The sequence below is a fragment of the Enterobacter soli ATCC BAA-2102 genome, from assembly GCF_001654845.1.
In the GTDB taxonomy this organism is placed as follows: Bacteria; Pseudomonadota; Gammaproteobacteria; order Enterobacterales; family Enterobacteriaceae; genus Enterobacter; species Enterobacter soli.
Genome location: NZ_LXES01000025.1, coordinates 61,371 through 76,756, shown reverse-complemented (window position 1 = coordinate 76,756; position 15,386 = coordinate 61,371). Strand labels below are relative to the sequence as shown.

16 protein-coding genes and 3 tRNA genes are annotated in these 15,386 nt (G+C 53.3%); 8 read left to right on the top strand and 11 right to left on the bottom strand.

What is annotated here, in order from left to right; genetic code table 11:
• Window positions 1–28 precede the first annotated feature (28 nt).
• Complete coding sequence (gene deoC, locus M987_RS08890) at window positions 29–808, bottom strand: deoxyribose-phosphate aldolase (protein ID WP_014068803.1); 780 nt, start codon at window positions 806–808, stop codon at window positions 29–31.
• Window positions 809–1,071: 263 nt separating this feature from the next.
• Between deoC and M987_RS08885 the strand changes: the two genes are divergently transcribed.
• A complete protein-coding gene (locus tag M987_RS08885; protein ID WP_014068802.1) occupies window positions 1,072–2,619 on the top strand; it encodes a YjjI family glycine radical enzyme in 1,548 nt (515 codons plus the stop codon).
• A complete protein-coding gene (locus M987_RS08880) occupies window positions 2,594–3,454 on the top strand; it encodes a YjjW family glycine radical enzyme activase (protein ID WP_014068801.1) in 861 nt (286 codons plus the stop codon). The genes M987_RS08885 and M987_RS08880 overlap by 26 nt, the downstream gene beginning before the upstream one ends.
• Here the strand turns inward: M987_RS08880 and M987_RS08875 are convergent.
• The 8 genes from M987_RS08875 to M987_RS08840 all read right to left on the bottom strand — a co-directional run bounded on the left by M987_RS08875 (window position 3,449) and on the right by M987_RS08840 (window position 9,814).
• Window positions 3,449–4,231: a metal-dependent hydrolase gene (locus M987_RS08875; protein WP_014068800.1), complete on the bottom strand. Its 783-nt coding sequence runs from the start codon at window positions 4,229–4,231 to the stop codon at window positions 3,449–3,451. The two genes, M987_RS08880 and M987_RS08875, sit on opposite strands and share 6 nt — an antisense overlap.
• Window positions 4,228–5,286 carry a patatin-like phospholipase family protein gene (locus M987_RS08870; RefSeq protein WP_014068799.1) on the bottom strand — a complete coding sequence of 353 codons (1,059 nt, stop codon included), beginning with the start codon at window positions 5,284–5,286 and terminating at the stop codon, window positions 4,228–4,230. The genes M987_RS08875 and M987_RS08870 overlap by 4 nt, the downstream gene beginning before the upstream one ends.
• Before the next feature lie 120 nt (window positions 5,287–5,406).
• The gene (locus tag M987_RS08865) at window positions 5,407–5,568 is read right to left on the bottom strand and encodes a DUF1328 domain-containing protein (protein WP_002887716.1); all 162 of its coding nucleotides are present in this window, start codon (window positions 5,566–5,568) and stop codon (window positions 5,407–5,409) included.
• Window positions 5,569–5,688: 120 nt separating this feature from the next.
• The gene (gene osmY / locus M987_RS08860) at window positions 5,689–6,306 is read right to left on the bottom strand and encodes a molecular chaperone OsmY (protein WP_014068797.1); all 618 of its coding nucleotides are present in this window, start codon (window positions 6,304–6,306) and stop codon (window positions 5,689–5,691) included.
• A 304-nt stretch (window positions 6,307–6,610) separates the two neighbouring features.
• Window positions 6,611–8,200, bottom strand: a complete 1,590-nt coding sequence (gene prfC, locus M987_RS08855) for a peptide chain release factor 3 (protein ID WP_014068796.1) — start codon at window positions 8,198–8,200, stop codon at window positions 6,611–6,613.
• A 91-nt stretch (window positions 8,201–8,291) separates the two neighbouring features.
• Window positions 8,292–8,969, bottom strand: a complete 678-nt coding sequence (yjjG, locus tag M987_RS08850; RefSeq protein WP_014068795.1) for a pyrimidine 5'-nucleotidase — start codon at window positions 8,967–8,969, stop codon at window positions 8,292–8,294.
• Window positions 8,970–8,988: 19 nt separating this feature from the next.
• Complete coding sequence (gene rimI, locus M987_RS08845; protein WP_014068794.1) at window positions 8,989–9,432, bottom strand: ribosomal protein S18-alanine N-acetyltransferase; 444 nt, start codon at window positions 9,430–9,432, stop codon at window positions 8,989–8,991.
• On the bottom strand, window positions 9,401–9,814 hold the full coding sequence (locus M987_RS08840; RefSeq protein WP_014068793.1) for a DNA polymerase III subunit psi: 414 nt from the start codon (window positions 9,812–9,814) through the stop codon (window positions 9,401–9,403). The genes rimI and M987_RS08840 overlap by 32 nt, the downstream gene beginning before the upstream one ends.
• A 102-nt stretch (window positions 9,815–9,916) precedes the next feature.
• Here M987_RS08840 and rsmC point away from each other — a divergent pair, with 102 nt between their 5' ends.
• The 4 genes from rsmC to M987_RS08820 all read left to right on the top strand — a co-directional run bounded on the left by rsmC (window position 9,917) and on the right by M987_RS08820 (window position 11,437).
• The gene (gene rsmC / locus M987_RS08835; RefSeq protein ID WP_014068792.1) at window positions 9,917–10,945 is read left to right on the top strand and encodes a 16S rRNA (guanine(1207)-N(2))-methyltransferase RsmC; all 1,029 of its coding nucleotides are present in this window, start codon (window positions 9,917–9,919) and stop codon (window positions 10,943–10,945) included.
• A 172-nt stretch (window positions 10,946–11,117) separates the two neighbouring features.
• Window positions 11,118–11,203: transfer RNA gene (locus tag M987_RS08830), tRNA-Leu, on the top strand.
• A gap of 28 nt (window positions 11,204–11,231) precedes the next feature.
• A tRNA-Leu gene (locus M987_RS08825) sits at window positions 11,232–11,317 on the top strand.
• Window positions 11,318–11,351: 34 nt separating this feature from the next.
• Window positions 11,352–11,437, top strand: a tRNA-Leu gene (locus M987_RS08820).
• Between the two features lie 41 nt (window positions 11,438–11,478).
• Here the strand turns inward: M987_RS08820 and M987_RS08815 are convergent.
• A complete protein-coding gene (locus M987_RS08815; protein ID WP_074392804.1) occupies window positions 11,479–11,748 on the bottom strand; it encodes a DUF1435 domain-containing protein in 270 nt (89 codons plus the stop codon).
• A gap of 216 nt (window positions 11,749–11,964) precedes the next feature.
• On the opposite strand from M987_RS08815, the gene M987_RS08810 reads away from it, so the two are divergent.
• A complete protein-coding gene (locus M987_RS08810) occupies window positions 11,965–13,029 on the top strand; it encodes a GGDEF domain-containing protein (RefSeq protein ID WP_014068790.1) in 1,065 nt (354 codons plus the stop codon).
• 95 nt (window positions 13,030–13,124) lie between these two features.
• On the top strand, window positions 13,125–13,913 hold the full coding sequence (fhuF, locus tag M987_RS08805; RefSeq protein ID WP_014068789.1) for a siderophore-iron reductase FhuF: 789 nt from the start codon (window positions 13,125–13,127) through the stop codon (window positions 13,911–13,913).
• A gap of 88 nt (window positions 13,914–14,001) precedes the next feature.
• On the opposite strand, the gene M987_RS08800 is transcribed toward fhuF, so the two are convergent.
• The gene (locus M987_RS08800) at window positions 14,002–15,348 is read right to left on the bottom strand and encodes a PTS cellobiose transporter subunit IIC (protein ID WP_014068788.1); all 1,347 of its coding nucleotides are present in this window, start codon (window positions 15,346–15,348) and stop codon (window positions 14,002–14,004) included.
• Window positions 15,349–15,386: the final 38 nt, after the last annotated feature.

Genomic DNA, 15,386 nt, shown 5'->3' with positions numbered 1-15,386 from the left:
TCGCTATGCGCTCCCGGCCATTCAAATATTAGTAGCTGCTTGCGCTCTTACCGTCGCCGTGACCCAGTGCTTTGAGCAGGCTTGCCAGCAGGCTGGATGCGCCGAAGCGGTAGTGACGGGAATCCGCCCAGTCTGCGCCGAACAGGTCATCAGCAATGGCCAGGAACGTCTGCGCGTCTTCTGCGGTACGTACGCCGCCTGCTGGTTTGAAACCAACGGTTTTGGACACGCCCATATCGCGGATCACTTCCATCATGATGCGTGCGCTTTCCGGAGTGGCGTTAACCGGCACTTTACCGGTAGAGGTTTTGATGAAATCGGCACCGGCTTTGATGGAGATTTCAGAGGCCTTGCGGATCAGAGATTCTTCTTTCAGCTCACCGGTTTCGATGATCACTTTAAGCAGCACGTTTGCCGCTGCGCAGGCGTCTTTACAGGCTTTCACCAGGTCAAAACCAACCTGTTCGTTGCCCGCGATCAGCGCGCGGTACGGGAACACCACGTCAACTTCGTCAGCACCGTAAGCAATCGCCGCGCGGGTTTCTGCCAGCGCAATGTCGATATCGTCATTGCCGTGCGGGAAGTTAGTCACGGTTGCAATACGCACATCCGGGGTGCCCTGCTCGTTCAGAGTCTTACGTGCAATCGGGATAAAGCGAGGGTAGATACAGATAGCTGCGGTGTTACCGACAGGCGTTTTCGCCTGATGGCACAGAGCGATGACTTTCTCATTGGTGTCGTCATCGTTCAGGGTGGTCAGGTCCATCAGTTTCAACGCACGCAGGCTGCTTGCAGTTAAATCGGTCATAACATTCTCCAACGGCATCGCCGTATAAAATTTCACCTTGCGGTTCTGTTAGTATTCTAACATCCACTCGCATTCACACTTCGACATTCATCACAGTTAATGAAAACTTCGTACAAATTTGCATTGCTGTAACGAGATCAACTTCAAACTTTTTTACTCAAACTGCTGACTAAAGCAGCGATTACCCCTGTCGGATCAAAAGCCTCCGTGGGGTGACTTCCTACAATTCGCTCATCAATCGCAGAACAATAAAGGAAGTGAATATGTCCCACTCCAGCCCTGACGCCCTGCAACAACGTTGCCAGCACATTGTGACAAGCCCGGTACTCACACCTGAGCAAAAACGTCATTTTCTGGCGCTGGAGGCGGAAAACACCCTTCCCTATCCTGCGTTGCCGCAGGCCGCCAGAGCGGCGCTGGACGCGGGTTTTATCTGCGACATGTTCGAAGGCCACGCGCCTTACAAACCCCGGTATGTTCTGCCGGATTACGCAAAATTTCTGGCAAACGGTTCAGAATGGCTGGAGCTGGAAGGGGCGAAAGATCTTGATGATGCCCTCTCACTGTTAACCATCCTTTACCACCATGTTCCATCCGTCACATCAATGCCCGTGTATCTGGGCCAACTTGATGCGCTATTGCAACCGTATGTTAGAATTCTAACACAAGAAGAAATCGATAGCAGAATAAAACGTTTCTGGCGCTATCTCGACAGAACACTACCGGATGCCTTTATGCACGCCAATATCGGCCCGATGGATACACCTGTCACACGGGCAATTTTGCGCGCAGATGCTGAACTGAAGCAGGTTGCGCCGAATTTAACCTTTATTTATGATCCTGAAATTACACCAGATGACCTGCTGCTTGAGGTGGCGAAAAATATTTGTGAGTGCAGTAAACCTCATATTTCTAACGGCCCGATGAATGATAAAATTTTCACAAAAGGTCGTTATGGGGTGGTCAGTTGTTACAACTCTCTGCCGCTGGCAGGTGGCGGTAGCACGCTGGTACGCCTCAACCTGAAAGCCATTGCTGAACAGAGCGATTCGCCTGATGATTTCTTCACCCTCACACTTCCACACTACTGCCAGCAGCAAATCACCATCATCAACGCGCGCTGCGACTTCCTGTATGAACAATCGGGCTTCTTTGAGAATAGCTTCCTGGTGAAAGAGGGGCTGATAGATGCCGATCGTTTTGTACCGATGTTTGGCATGTATGGTCTTGCTGAGGCGGTAAATACGCTGTGTGAAAAAGCCGGGATCGACGGGCGTTACGGTAAAGATGAACAGGCCAACGCGCTGGGTTATCGCATCAGCGCACAGCTCGCCGCCTTTGTCGAAAATACGCCGGTGAAGCATGGCTGGAATCACCATGCCCTGCTGCACGCGCAGTCCGGGATAAGTTCAGACATCGGGACAACGCCAGGCGCGCGTCTGCCGTACGGTGATGAACCCGACCCAATTAGCCATCTGCTGGCGGTTGCGCCACATCACCAGCATTATCCTTCCGGTATCAGCGATATTCTGACCCTGGAAGAGACGGTAAAACGTAACCCGCAGGCAGTAGTGCAACTGTGTCTGGGAGCCTTTAACGCCGGAATGCGCGAATTTACGGCCAACGTGGCGGGCAACGATCTGGTCCGCGTGACCGGATACATGGTGCGATTATCGGACCTGCAAAAATACCGCGAGGAAGGGTCGCGCACCCAAACCACGTGGCTTGGAGAAGAAGCCGCACGCAATACGCGTATCCTGGATCGCCAGCCACGGGTGGTAAGCCATGAACAACAGATGCGCTTTAGTTAGTCAGATTATCCCCTTCTCCTGCGTGGACGGGCCAGGCAGCCGCCTGGCGCTGTTCCTTCAGGGCTGTAACCTGCGTTGTAAAACCTGCCATAACCCGTGGACCATCGGCCGCTGCAACGACTGCGGCGATTGCGTTCCCCATTGTCCGCACGATGCGCTGAATATTCAGGCCGGGCGAGTCTGGTGGCAGGAAAGCGACTGTAAACAGTGTGATACCTGCCTGCATCTTTGCCAGCAGCAGGCCACACCGATGGCGCAACGCTTCAGCGTGGACGATATCCTCGCACACATTCGCAAAGTCGCACCGTTTATTGATGGCATCACCGTGAGCGGCGGTGAGGCCACAACGCAATTACCGTTTCTGGTGGCACTGTTCACGGCGATGAAAGCAGAGCCAGCCCTTCATCATCTGACCCGTCTGGTTGACAGTAACGGCCTGCTCGGGGAAACCGGCTGGCAGAAGTTATTGCCGGTTTTCGATGGTGCCATGCTGGATCTCAAAGCCTGGGGGAACGAACATCACCGCTACCTGACCGGGCGTGAAAACCCGCAAATTAAGCACAGCATCCGCTTGCTTGCGCAGCATAACCGGCTGACCGAACTGCGGTTACTGGTTATCCCTGACCAGTGCGATTATCTGGAACATGTGAAGGCGCTGATCGTGTTTATTCGCTCGCTGGGCAATGTCCCGGTGAGGATCAACGCGTTTCATGCCCAGGGGGTTTACGGTGAGGCGGCAAGCTGGCGTAGCGCAACGCCCGCCGATATTGAGCCACTGGCGTTGGCGCTGGAAAATGAGCAGATCACTGTGATCCGCCCGGCGCTCTATCTATAGCTCAATGCCAAACAGCGAGCGGGTGTTGTTGAGCAAGGCATCCGCAATCACATCCGCAGGCTCGCTGCGCAGTTCACATAGCGTGTCGAACACACGCGCCGCCTGTTCCGGGCGATTAGGTTGCCCCTGAAAACCGTTCAGCGGCATGTCGGGAGCGTCGGTTTCCAGCAATAACGCCGTCAGCGGTAGCTGTGCCATCACCTCCCGGGTCTTGCTGGCTCGCGGGTAGGTAATCGTCCCACCAACACCAATGCGATAGCCCAGCCCGATAAAGCGTTCTGCCTGCTGCAAACTGCCGGAAAACCCATGCACCACGCCGGTACGGGGTAAATTCATGCGTTTCAGGTGCAGAGCCAGTTTGTCGTGGGTACGGCGCGAGTGGAGGATCACCGGCAGATCGTGCTGCTTTGCCAGCCGGAGCTGAGCGTCGAGGATCGTCTGCTGGCGTTCAAAATGTGGATCTTCGCGATAGAGATCCAGGCCGATCTCTCCAATAGCCACCCGTTTCTTTTCCGGCGTGCGTAATATCTCATCCAGCCTGTCGATGTGCTCGTCCTGATGGTGCTCAATCACTATCGGATGCAGGCCTATCGCGGCGTACAGCGCATCATACCGCCGGGCGAGATCCTGTACACGGTCGAAGTAAGCCGCTTCGATAGCCGGCACGATGATCGCCTGAACGCCTGCCTGTGCGGCGCGATCGATGCTCTGTTCTTCATTACCGGTAAAGGGCGGAAAATCAAAGTGGCAATGGGTATCGACAAAGCGGTGCGTCACGCCAGATCCTCGTTATCAAATGTTGTGTCATTCGCCTGTACCTGTGGAATGTCCACTCGCGGCATAGCCAGCGCGTCGTTTGCCACAATGGCAGGCGGAGCGATGATCCGTTTATGCCGGTGGAAAGGCGGGTGCTCGGCCAGCAGTTTACCTACCGTTGCCAGGAAGTAGCGCCCGCAGAGCCGCCCTGTTTTGTAGTCATCACGCAGCGCAGGTAAACGGCTGCCCAGCGCCATACTCAGCAGCGGTTTCGGCGGATAGATCTCAAAGATCCGCAGCTTACCCGGCGGTTTTTCGATAAAGCGTTGCATTGCGCCGTAGCTCGCTTCATGTCGCTGGGCGATATTCACCAGCGGTTGCAGGCTGCTCTCCCCCAGCCAGCGCTCCATGCGCTTGAACCACTGCGGGGTGTAGTACATTTGTGAAGGCACCGTGCGGATCACCACAATGGTTTTAGCGCCTCTGCGCGCGGCTTCCTGCACCGGTACCGCATCGCTGATACCGCCGTCAAGATAGCTCACACCATCAAGCATTGCGCCAGTGCGATAGAACCCCGGAATGGCGCTGGAGGCACGAATAATATCGAGCCAGTTCTCTTTTTGCGGTGAAAAATACCCCGGCGTGTAGTCGTCGCCCCGACTGGCACACATCCAAAACTCTTTACCGGTGTCGAACAGCCGCGACGCCGTGTCCATCGCCAGCGGCATCTGGCTGGAGGTGGAATCTAACAACCAGTCGAGATCGATAAGATTCCCGCCGCGAACAAAGCGCACAGGATTAAAGAAATCCCGCGAGGTGGTGTAACGCATGATCACTTTGCGGGCATAGCCCGGCTGGTTACAGACATAGGCAGAGAGGTTTTGCGCCCCCGCTGAGGTGCCTAAAAAAAGGTCGAATGGGTTGAATTGCGCACGCATAAACTCGTCCAGCACGCCGGACGTGAAGATGCCGCGCTGCCCACCGCCCTCGCACACCAGTGCAAGCTGGCCGGGATGAAACGGCTTAAGCGCCAGCGGCGTAATATTGCCGAGCGTAACGGGAATTCGTTGCCCCACCTCTGCTTTCCTGTGTTATTTGTTTTGTGAATACACAGTAACCTACACCTTACGCCAGGCTCAAACCAGAAAAAGCCAGTCGGAAGACTGGCTTTAATGTTGCTGTCAGAGTGTGTGTCGCTACGGACGGCGTCGTCCGGTAAACAGGCTGACCAGGAACAGAATAATACCGACAACGAAGACAATTTTCGCTGCACCTGCCGCTGTACCCGCCAGACCACCAAAGCCCAGCGCGGCGGCAATTAACGCGATAACCAGAAATATAATGCCCCATCGAAACATAAGACTCTCCTTTACCATAGTTAATGTCGACCGCAAGTCGCGAGCATTCACTGCTAATGATTCCAGGTGTAATTCTTATTCCGTCTTCTGGCCTCAGTCAGAAGAACGAATTGCGATGTGTTACTTCGATTTCAGATCGTTTTTGACGCTTTTGACGCCATCAACCGCTTTCGCAATGGCTTCGGCACGCTCAACTTGCGCCGGGGAATCAACAGTACCGGACAACTGAACCACACCATCGGTTGTTTCTACTTTCACTTTGCGTGACGGTACGACGTCATCAGCCAGCAGTTTGGCTTTGATTTCACTGGTGGTTGCAGCATCACCGGCATAGCCCTTCATAGAGCCATTTTTACTGTCGCGGACATGCAATTTGTCGCTGACGGAGGTTACACCTTCTACCCCTTTTGCAACCGAAACAGCCTGTTCAGCCTGGGTCTGGCTTTCCACAAAACCGCTCAGCATAACGACGCTGCGCTCTGTTTTGACGGAGATATCGGTACTCTTGATGTTTTTATCGTCCACCAGCGCGGCTTTCACTTTGGCGGTGATGGCGCTGTCATCCATAAAGTTACCGACTTTATTCATCGAGCTATCGATTTTTTCCCCCGTGCTTGTCGCCGCGGACTGAGCTTTATCCATCGTGGTGTTTTCTGCAAAAGCAGAACCACTTGTTACGATGCACCCCAGGGCTATGGCCAGCAGAGATTTTGAAATCTTAGGTCTTGTCATATTCATCGATGTGTTCCTGTAGTTTGCTCGCTATTTGAGCGGCTAACGTTCCTTTTCGTTAGTTGTAAATGCTGTGAATAAACCAACAGTCAGTAAGGGAAACCAATTTCATGTAACAAAACAGTCAATTCACCCGACGACGAGGTTAAACACTGAGTTAAATATAGAACAGTCTCGCGGTGTCGCATTCAGAATCGGTCAAAAAACAGGCGAAACAACGAAGAACGGGATGATTTAAGAACATTCCGCAAGGGTCTAATAAGGCAGGGAATTAAGAAGAGCACGGTGAAAACCGTGCTCTGAGAGGGGATTAGTGTTCGCGCGTTTTGCGGAACTGAACATCAGGATAGCGTTCCTGCGTCAGGTTCAGGTTAACCATGGTTGGGGCGATGTACGTCAGGTTATCGCCGCCATCGAGCGCCAGCTGGATCTCGTTCTTACGCTTAAATTCTTCGAATTTCTTCACGTCAGAACACTCAACCCAGCGCGCGGTCGCCACGTTTACAGATTCGTAAATCGCTTCAACGTTGTATTCGCTCTTAAGACGCGCAACTACCACGTCAAACTGCAGCACACCGACCGCACCCACGATCAGATCGTTGTTCGCGATTGGGCGGAACACCTGTACTGCACCCTCTTCGGAAAGCTGTACCAGGCCTTTCAGCAGCTGTTTCTGCTTCAGAGGATCGCGCAGACGAATACGACGGAACAGCTCCGGCGCAAAGTTCGGGATGCCGGTGAACTTCATCATTTCGCCCTGGGTGAAGGTATCACCAATCTGGATCGTGCCGTGGTTATGCAAGCCGATGATGTCACCCGGGTACGCTTCTTCAACGTGAGAACGATCGCCCGCCATAAAGGTCAGCGCATCGGAGATCACCACGTCTTTACCGATACGCACCTGGCGCAGCTTCATGCCTTTCTCATATTTACCGGACACAACGCGCATAAAGGCCACGCGGTCGCGGTGTTTCGGGTCCATGTTGGCCTGAATTTTAAACACGAAACCGGTGAACTTCTCTTCCTGCGCGACCACTTCACGGGTGTCGGTTTTGCGTGGCATCGGGCGCGGCGCCCACTCCACCAGACCGTCGAGCATATGGTCAACACCAAAGTTACCCAGCGCGGTACCGAAGAAGACCGGGGTAATTTCGCCTGCCAGGAACAGTTCTTTGCCAAACTCGTGAGACGCGCCTTTCACCAGCTCCAGCTCGTCGCGCAGCTGTGCGGCCAGCTCTTCGCCTACCGCTACGTCCAGCTCCGGGTTGTCCAGGCCTTTCACCACACGCACTTCCTGAATGGTGTGGCCTTTACCGGTCTGATACAGGTAAGTCTCATCTTTATAAAGGTGGTAAACACCTTTAAACAACTTACCGCAGCCGATTGGCCAGGTAATTGGCGCACAGGCGATCTTCAGCTCGCTTTCCACTTCATCCATCACTTCCATCGGATCGCGGATGTCACGGTCGAGTTTGTTCATAAAGGTGAGGATCGGCGTATCGCGCAGACGGGTAACTTCCATCAGCTTACGGGTACGGTCTTCTACACCTTTTGCGGCGTCGATCACCATCAGACAGCAGTCAACCGCCGTCAGCGTACGGTAGGTATCTTCAGAGAAGTCTTCGTGGCCCGGGGTATCCAGCAGGTTCACCAGGCAGTCGTGATACGGGAACTGCATCACGGAGGTGGTAATCGAAATACCACGCTGCTTTTCCATCTCCATCCAGTCGGATTTCGCGTGCTGGCTGGAGCCACGGCCTTTAACCGTACCGGCAGTCTGAATAGCCTGTCCGAACAGCAGCACCTTTTCGGTGATGGTCGTTTTACCGGCATCCGGGTGAGAGATAATGGCAAAAGTGCGGCGCTTGGCCACCTCTTGCAGATAAGGAGACAACGTCATAATCAAATCTTCTTTTATAAGCGCGGCAGCACGCCACGCATCATGGAATACAAAATTGCGGCTATTTTACCCATCAACAGGGGGCAGGCAATCATTGTTTACACAGGAGTTGCTCCAGTTCGTTCAATGACGAGACGGTCCAGGTCGGCTGGATACCTTCAGGCTGCACGCGACCGTGCGCATTCAGCCAGACGGTCGACAAACCGGAGTTCATGCCACCCAGAATATCCGACTCGGCGGTGTCCCCGACCATCAGAACGCGTTCGCGGTCAGGGTTGCCTGCCTGCGCCAGCGCGTAATCAAAAATACGCGGATCGGGTTTTGGTACGCCCACTTCTTCGGAAATCACCAGCGCATCGAAATGATCGCGCAGGCCGGTACGTTCAAGACGGATCTGCTGTAGTGCCGTAAACCCGTTGGTAATGATGCCCAGTTTCGCCTTGCCTTTCAGGGAATCCAGCAGGGAAACTGCACCCGGCAGCGGCGCGCAGATATCGGCCATCGCATTCAGGAAGGCATCATTCAGTGAACCTGGGCTCACCTTCAGACGCTCTGCCCACACATCAAAGCGCTGATGTTGCAGCTGTAACGCGGTGATAGAACCGTTCTGGTAATCCACCCACAGCGGTTTGTTAACCGCCTGATAGTCCTGAAAATCCTCAGCGGTGAAGGTAACGCTATAATCCAGAAACATCCGCTGTAGGCCACCGAACGAGTCAAACGTAAACAGCGTTTCGTCGGCATCAAAGAAAATCCAGTCCCATTTCATCGTTACAACCTTATTTTAGTTATCCAAGCGGCAGAGCCATGATGATGGCGTCTTCACGTCCCTCTGCGGTGGGGTAGTAGTTACGGCGGATTGTCGCCTCGTTAAAGCCTAAGCTTTCATAGAGTGCGATGGCGGCGACATTCGATGCGCGTACTTCCAGCCACAGAGTGAAAACGTCACGGGTTTCAAGCTCGCGAATTAAATACTCCAGCAGCTCCCTTCCCAGCCCTCGACGCTGAAACGCTGGGTCAACCGCGATGTTAAACAGCGTTGCTTCATCCAGAACGACCTGAGTGATGGCAAATGCGGCCATCGTGCCATCGACATCCAGACGGTAGTTCAGATAGCGGTCGCCCTGGTTACTGGCGAATGTTTTTTCACTCCACGGAAACGCGTGGGCGCGTGTTTCAATCGCGAACGCTGTCGTCAGATCAGGCGTCGTGAGGGAAGAAATCGTGTTCATATTTGCAGATTTGTTGCCACAGCGCGCTGCGCGCTTTTGGGTTTGCTTTTAGCTCTTCCAGCACGGGAGAGCTGATCTGGCTTCCCTCAAGGGCGAGTTCGTCCACCTCTCCCATCCGCCAGCTGTTACAGCGGCTGTCAGGAGGCAGCATCGCGACCCGTTCTGGCGTCAGCTGTAATACCTGATCGGGCGTGAGCTTCAGGCTAAGAAGGACATCGCCAATAAGGGCTTCATTCAGGGCAGGCAGCGCCTCCGCCACCATCACCAGGCGAACATGCGCAGGAATAGCGATGGCAATTTCACCCTGCAACGCCGTCGGGCGACGCAAGGCCCACTGGGTAATACCCAGTTGCTGCAACTGCCAGTCTCGTCGGGATGTCATAGGGAAAGCTCCTGTCTCTCAGGCGCGCAAATATAGCAAATGTGTCGAAAGTGCGCCATCTACCTACTATAATCCCCGCCTGAGTTTATTGAGGAACAATTCATGTCTGCATTTACCCCGGCAAGTGAAGTCTTGCTGCGTCACAGTGATGATTTCGAAGAAAGCCGTATTCTGTTTGCCGGAGATATGCAGGATGACCTGCCTGCGCGTTTCGACTGTGCTGAAAGCCGTGCCCACACACAATATTACCACCACTGGCAGGTGCTGAGCCGCCAGATGGGCGAGCGTGCGCGCTTTAGCCTGGTGGCAGAGCAAAGCGACGTTGCCGATTGCGACACGCTGATCTACTACTGGCCGAAGAATAAACCTGAAGCGCAATTCCAGCTGATGAACCTGCTTTCCCTGCTGCCAGTGGGTTGCGACATCTTCGTAGTGGGTGAAAACCGCAGCGGCGTGCGCAGTGCTGAACAGATGCTGGAAGAGTACGCGCCGCTGAACAAAGTCGACAGCGCCCGCCGCTGTGGCCTGTACCACGGTCGCCTGGAAAAACAGCCATCGTTTGATGCAGATAAATTCTGGGGCGAATATCAGCTTGATGATTTGACCATCAAAACCCTTCCGGGCGTTTTCAGCCGCGACTATCTGGACGTAGGCAGCAAACTGCTGCTCTCCACCCTGACGCCGCATACCAAAGGTAAAGTGTTGGACGTGGGCTGTGGTGCGGGCGTGCTGGCAACAGTGCTGGCCAGCCATTCACCAAAAGTACGCTTAACCTTGTGTGATGTCAGTGCGCCAGCGGTTGAAGCCAGCCGTGCTACGCTTGCCGCAAACGGTTTTGAAGGTGAAGTGATCGCCAGCAACGTCTTCTCTGACGTGACTGGTCGCTTTGACATGATCATCTCTAACCCGCCGTTCCACGACGGGATGGAAACCAGCCTTGAAGCGGCGCAAACCCTGATCCGCGGCGCAGTACGTCACCTGAACAGCGGTGGTGAACTGCGTATCGTCGCCAACGCCTTCCTGGCGTACCCGAAAGTGCTGGATGAAACCTTCGGCTTCCACGAAGTGATTGCCCAGACCGGACGCTTTAAGGTGTACCGCACCGTGATGACGCGTCAGGCCAAAAAGTAATCCCCGGATCTGTTTGCCGGATAAGCGTCAGTACCTTCCGGCAAACAGACGTCGCTGTTCCGACCATTTTTGCATCAATCAAGGCATAGCGCGCACTTTTCTGTTGACGAAAAGCTGAAAACATCTAGAATGCGCCTCCGTGGTTACGATACTTTTACAGTATCGATGGTATGCGAAGGTGGCGGAATTGGTAGACGCGCTAGCTTCAGGTGTTAGTGTCCTTTGGATGTGGGGGTTCGAGTCCCCCCCCTCGCACCATAAATCACGTTGATATTGCTCGCACTGGGCGAAGGTGGCGGAATTGGTAGACGCGCTAGCTTCAGGTGTTAGTGTCCTTAGGATGTGGGGGTTCGAGTCCCCCCCCTCGCACCAACGAGGCGATATCAAAAAATAGTAAGATGACTGTGCGAAGGTGGCGGAATTGGTAGACGCGCTAGCTTCAGGTGTTAGTGTCCTTAGGATGTGGGGGTTCGAGTCCCCCCCCTCGCACCAATTATCTTATTATCCCTCTGATGTTCCTTCCGTTTTTTTCTTTATTTCAAACTCATCAGTATCACCAGCATTCCGCTAACCAGCGCAACGCATGATGGCAACAACACAAAGTGCCGTAATTGCTTATGCCAGATCATCGCCGATGTCATCAGTAACCCTGACACAATAATCAGTTTCCAGATGTCGACAGAGAGATCGGCAAACATCAGACCGCCAATGATCACCCCAGGCAACAACACACCCCAGGCACTTCCCAGCGCTTTACTCAACATGGTTAGCTCTCTCACACCAATAATGATAATCAATATCATATGATAATAATTATCACCTGTCAGCATGCGGAACAAGAATTCATCGACCTTTACCTTTCCCATAATGACAGGAAATGTCTAAGGTGATAAATTGCTCACCTGTTAACTGCCGTAACCGTTTTCTGATAATTATAATTCGAATTTTTTTGCACTCACAATTCCAAACCAACACCTATTTGTTTGTTTTAATTAAATAATATTAATAAACGCACTAATATGACATCACAATCCTGGCGTTCTTTGGTCAACAAGAAATATCAATTATCTTTACGTTTGTTTTTATCCTTGAATGCTGCTTCTGCACTGTTCTCGGTAACAAACCCGCTCTATTCTGTCCGCCTGTTATCCATCCCCTTGTTCGCTATTTTTACGCTCAGCATCGGTTTGCTCATCTGGCACTGGAAAAACAAAAAACGAAAAATAAATATTCCTGTTGTTTCAGCGATATTTGGTCTTTTGTGGGCCTGGCAAATCACCGCTAAATTTTCGTTGCTTACGCACGATCAGGCCACCTATCTGGTCATGGCATTATTAACGGTGCTTTTTATTGGTTCGCTGGCTTTTGTCAGTAATATCAAAGCATTTACGTTGCACTCGTTGCCAACTTTTGTCGTCTGCCTGTGGTTAAGCAATCATGACAGCTGGCTGCGAATGGCCTACTCCTTTGCCCTGCCGATGGTGGCTATTGGTATTCATCACGTTTTACAAAGACGTAATGACAATTTCGCCCAGGAATTGCTTACCCGCTTACTGGAAGAGCGAGAAACCCTTACCGACCTCACCATGGTGGACCCGCTCACTGGTCTGTATAACCGACGTGGCCTGCAAACCAGGCTCGATAACCTGCCAACAGTGGAAAACGGCGAGCATTTTGTTCTGCTGCTGGATATCGACCACTTCAAGGCATACAACGACCACTACGGTCATATGATGGGCGATCAGGCGCTGATCCGCGTCTCTGCGGCGATCCGTGACGCTGTGCGTTCGCGCGACATCGTTGCCCGCTTTGGTGGCGAAGAGTTTATGGTGCTGCTGACCAACATCTCACTTGAGAATGCGCGACTGACGGCTGAGCGCATCCGCCAGAAAGTGTACGATTTAAAAATCCCGCATATGTTCAATGAAAGCGTGGCAACCAATGTCACCATCAGTATTGGTATTGCCATTTTTGAAGGGGAAGACGTCGAAGCGGCGCTGGAAAAAGCGGATAAAGCGCTTTATGAAGCCAAGCATATGGGGCGTAACAACATCCTGTACAGCGAAGAGCTGCAAACGACTTAACTGCGCTGTCGCACATCCCGGACAAAAGTCTTGCGATCGGTATTATCTATAGTTAGGATTGGCAATCATTATCATTTAGATTCCTATCCGAAACTATGGCCACTCGTACCGCACAAGCCGTTGAACCTCTACTCTGGCGAGCCAGTCTCTCCACGGGGAGTGTTACGCTTGCGGACGCCATTCGGGAGAAAATCGCCGAAACGCGCGCTCATCTGCTGGATTTCATAAAGCTGGATGAACCACACCCACATCACGCCATGACGCTTGCTCAGTGGCGTACTCCGGTAGAGCGGCAATCCTTGTTTGCCGCCTATTCAGACCATATCTATCGCAACCAGCCCACTATGGCGCGGGAAAACAAACCGCTGCTCTCCCTCTGGGCGCAGTGGTATGTCGGGTTGATGGTTCCTCCGATGATGCTGGCCCTGTTAACCCAGGACGCGATGCTGGACCTCTCCCCGGAATTTTTCCACGTAGAGTTCCACGAAACCGGGCGAGCGGCCTGTTTCTGGATTGATCTCCATGAAGATAAACACGCGGGACATCTTTCCGCCCAGCAGCGCATGGAGAGCCTTGTCACTCGCGCTTTGATCCCGGTGATTGATGCACTGGAAGAGACGGGTGAAATTAACGGGAAGCTAATCTGGAGTAATACCGGTTATTTAATTCACTGGTATCTGACGGAGATGAAACCGCTACTCGGCGATGAGAAAGTCGAAGCCCTGCGCCAGTCCTGTTTCTTTGCCAAACAACTTTCCGATGGCCGCGATAACCCGCTGTTCCGCACCGTTGTGCCACGTGACGGGCTTCTGGTTCGTCGTACCTGCTGTCAGCGCTATCGCTTGCCGGATGTTCAGCAATGTGGGGATTGTACGCTGAAGTAATGGTGTGATTTGCCCGGCGATGCCCTCTCCCACCGGGAGAGGGGACAAATATCAAAAACGGCAACCGAAGTTGCCGTTTTGCTTTTACCTAGGCAACTTGTTGGTTGTCCTCTTCGGCATTACGCTGCGCTTCTTCTGCTTCCTGCTCCAGCAGCTGCTTCTCGTACACTTTGAAGAACGGGAAGTAGATGATGGCGGAAACCAGCGCCAGCAGAATCACCAGCACCGCAGCACGGAAGTCCCAGCCGAGTGCCCAGGCCGCGCCGACAGGTGCAGGTGCCGTCCAGGGAACAACTGAAATCACGCGTCCAATCAGATCCAGCTTCATTGCCGCCCACGCCAGCACGGCGTTAACCATCGGTGCCAGCAGGAAGGGAATAAAGAACACCGGGTTCATGACAATTGGGGTACCGAAAATAACGGGTTCGTTGATGTTAAAGAAGCTTGGTACCACGCTCAGACGGCCAATCGAACGCAGGTGTGCGGAGCGGCTGCGCAGGTAGCAGATAACCAACCCCATCGTGGCACCCGAACCACCGATCACGATAAAGAACGTCCAGAACGCTTCCATAAAGATATGTGGCAGCGGCTGGCTGGCTGCCAGTGCCGTCTGGTTTGCACCGAGGTTGGTCAGCCAGAACATTTGCAGCATCCCGGAGACAATTGCCGCCCCGTGGATACCCGCAAACCACAGCAAGTGGCCAATCAGTACCGCCAGCAGGATCGCCGGTAATGAGTCCGCCGCAGAGACCAGTGGTTTAAAGATAGACATAATGGCCTGTGGGATCAGCATCCCAAACTCAGACTGGATCAACAGGCTCAGAGGGTAAAGCGTCAACACCACAACCAGGACCGGGATCAGCAGGTCGAACGAGTTTTTGATCATCGGTGGCACCTGATCCGGCAGGCGGATACCGATGTTGTGCGCTTTCAGGAAACGCATCAATTCCACACAGTAAACGGCAACCAGAATGGCGGTAAAGATCCCTGTGCCGCCCAGGCTGTCTACCGGCAACGTGCCTTTGGTTTTCGGCGCAGCCACCAGCAGAAATGCCATCAGCGACAGCATGGCGCACATGAACGGGTCAAGCTGATGCGACTTAACGTAATGTTTGCCCAGGTTATAGGCGATGGCCGCACAGATATAAATGGACATAATGCCCATCGTCATATCAAACGGCGTCAGGATCTGGCCTTCAAATTGCTTCGCCATATCCAGCCAGGCGCGGGCAAAGCCCCAGGTGGTATCTGGCGAGAATGGTGGGTAAGCAAACACTAACAAGAATGAACCGACGATCATGAATGGCATGGCGGAGATAAACCCGTCACGGATAGCCATCACATGACGTTGGGAGGAGATCCGCCCGGCAATCGGGCTGACATAGTTCTCAACGAAACGGAAAATCAGATTAAACGCAGCATGGTTGGCAGACATAGCAGATCTCCTGTCAGACGTTCGTTTCGGGCGCATTC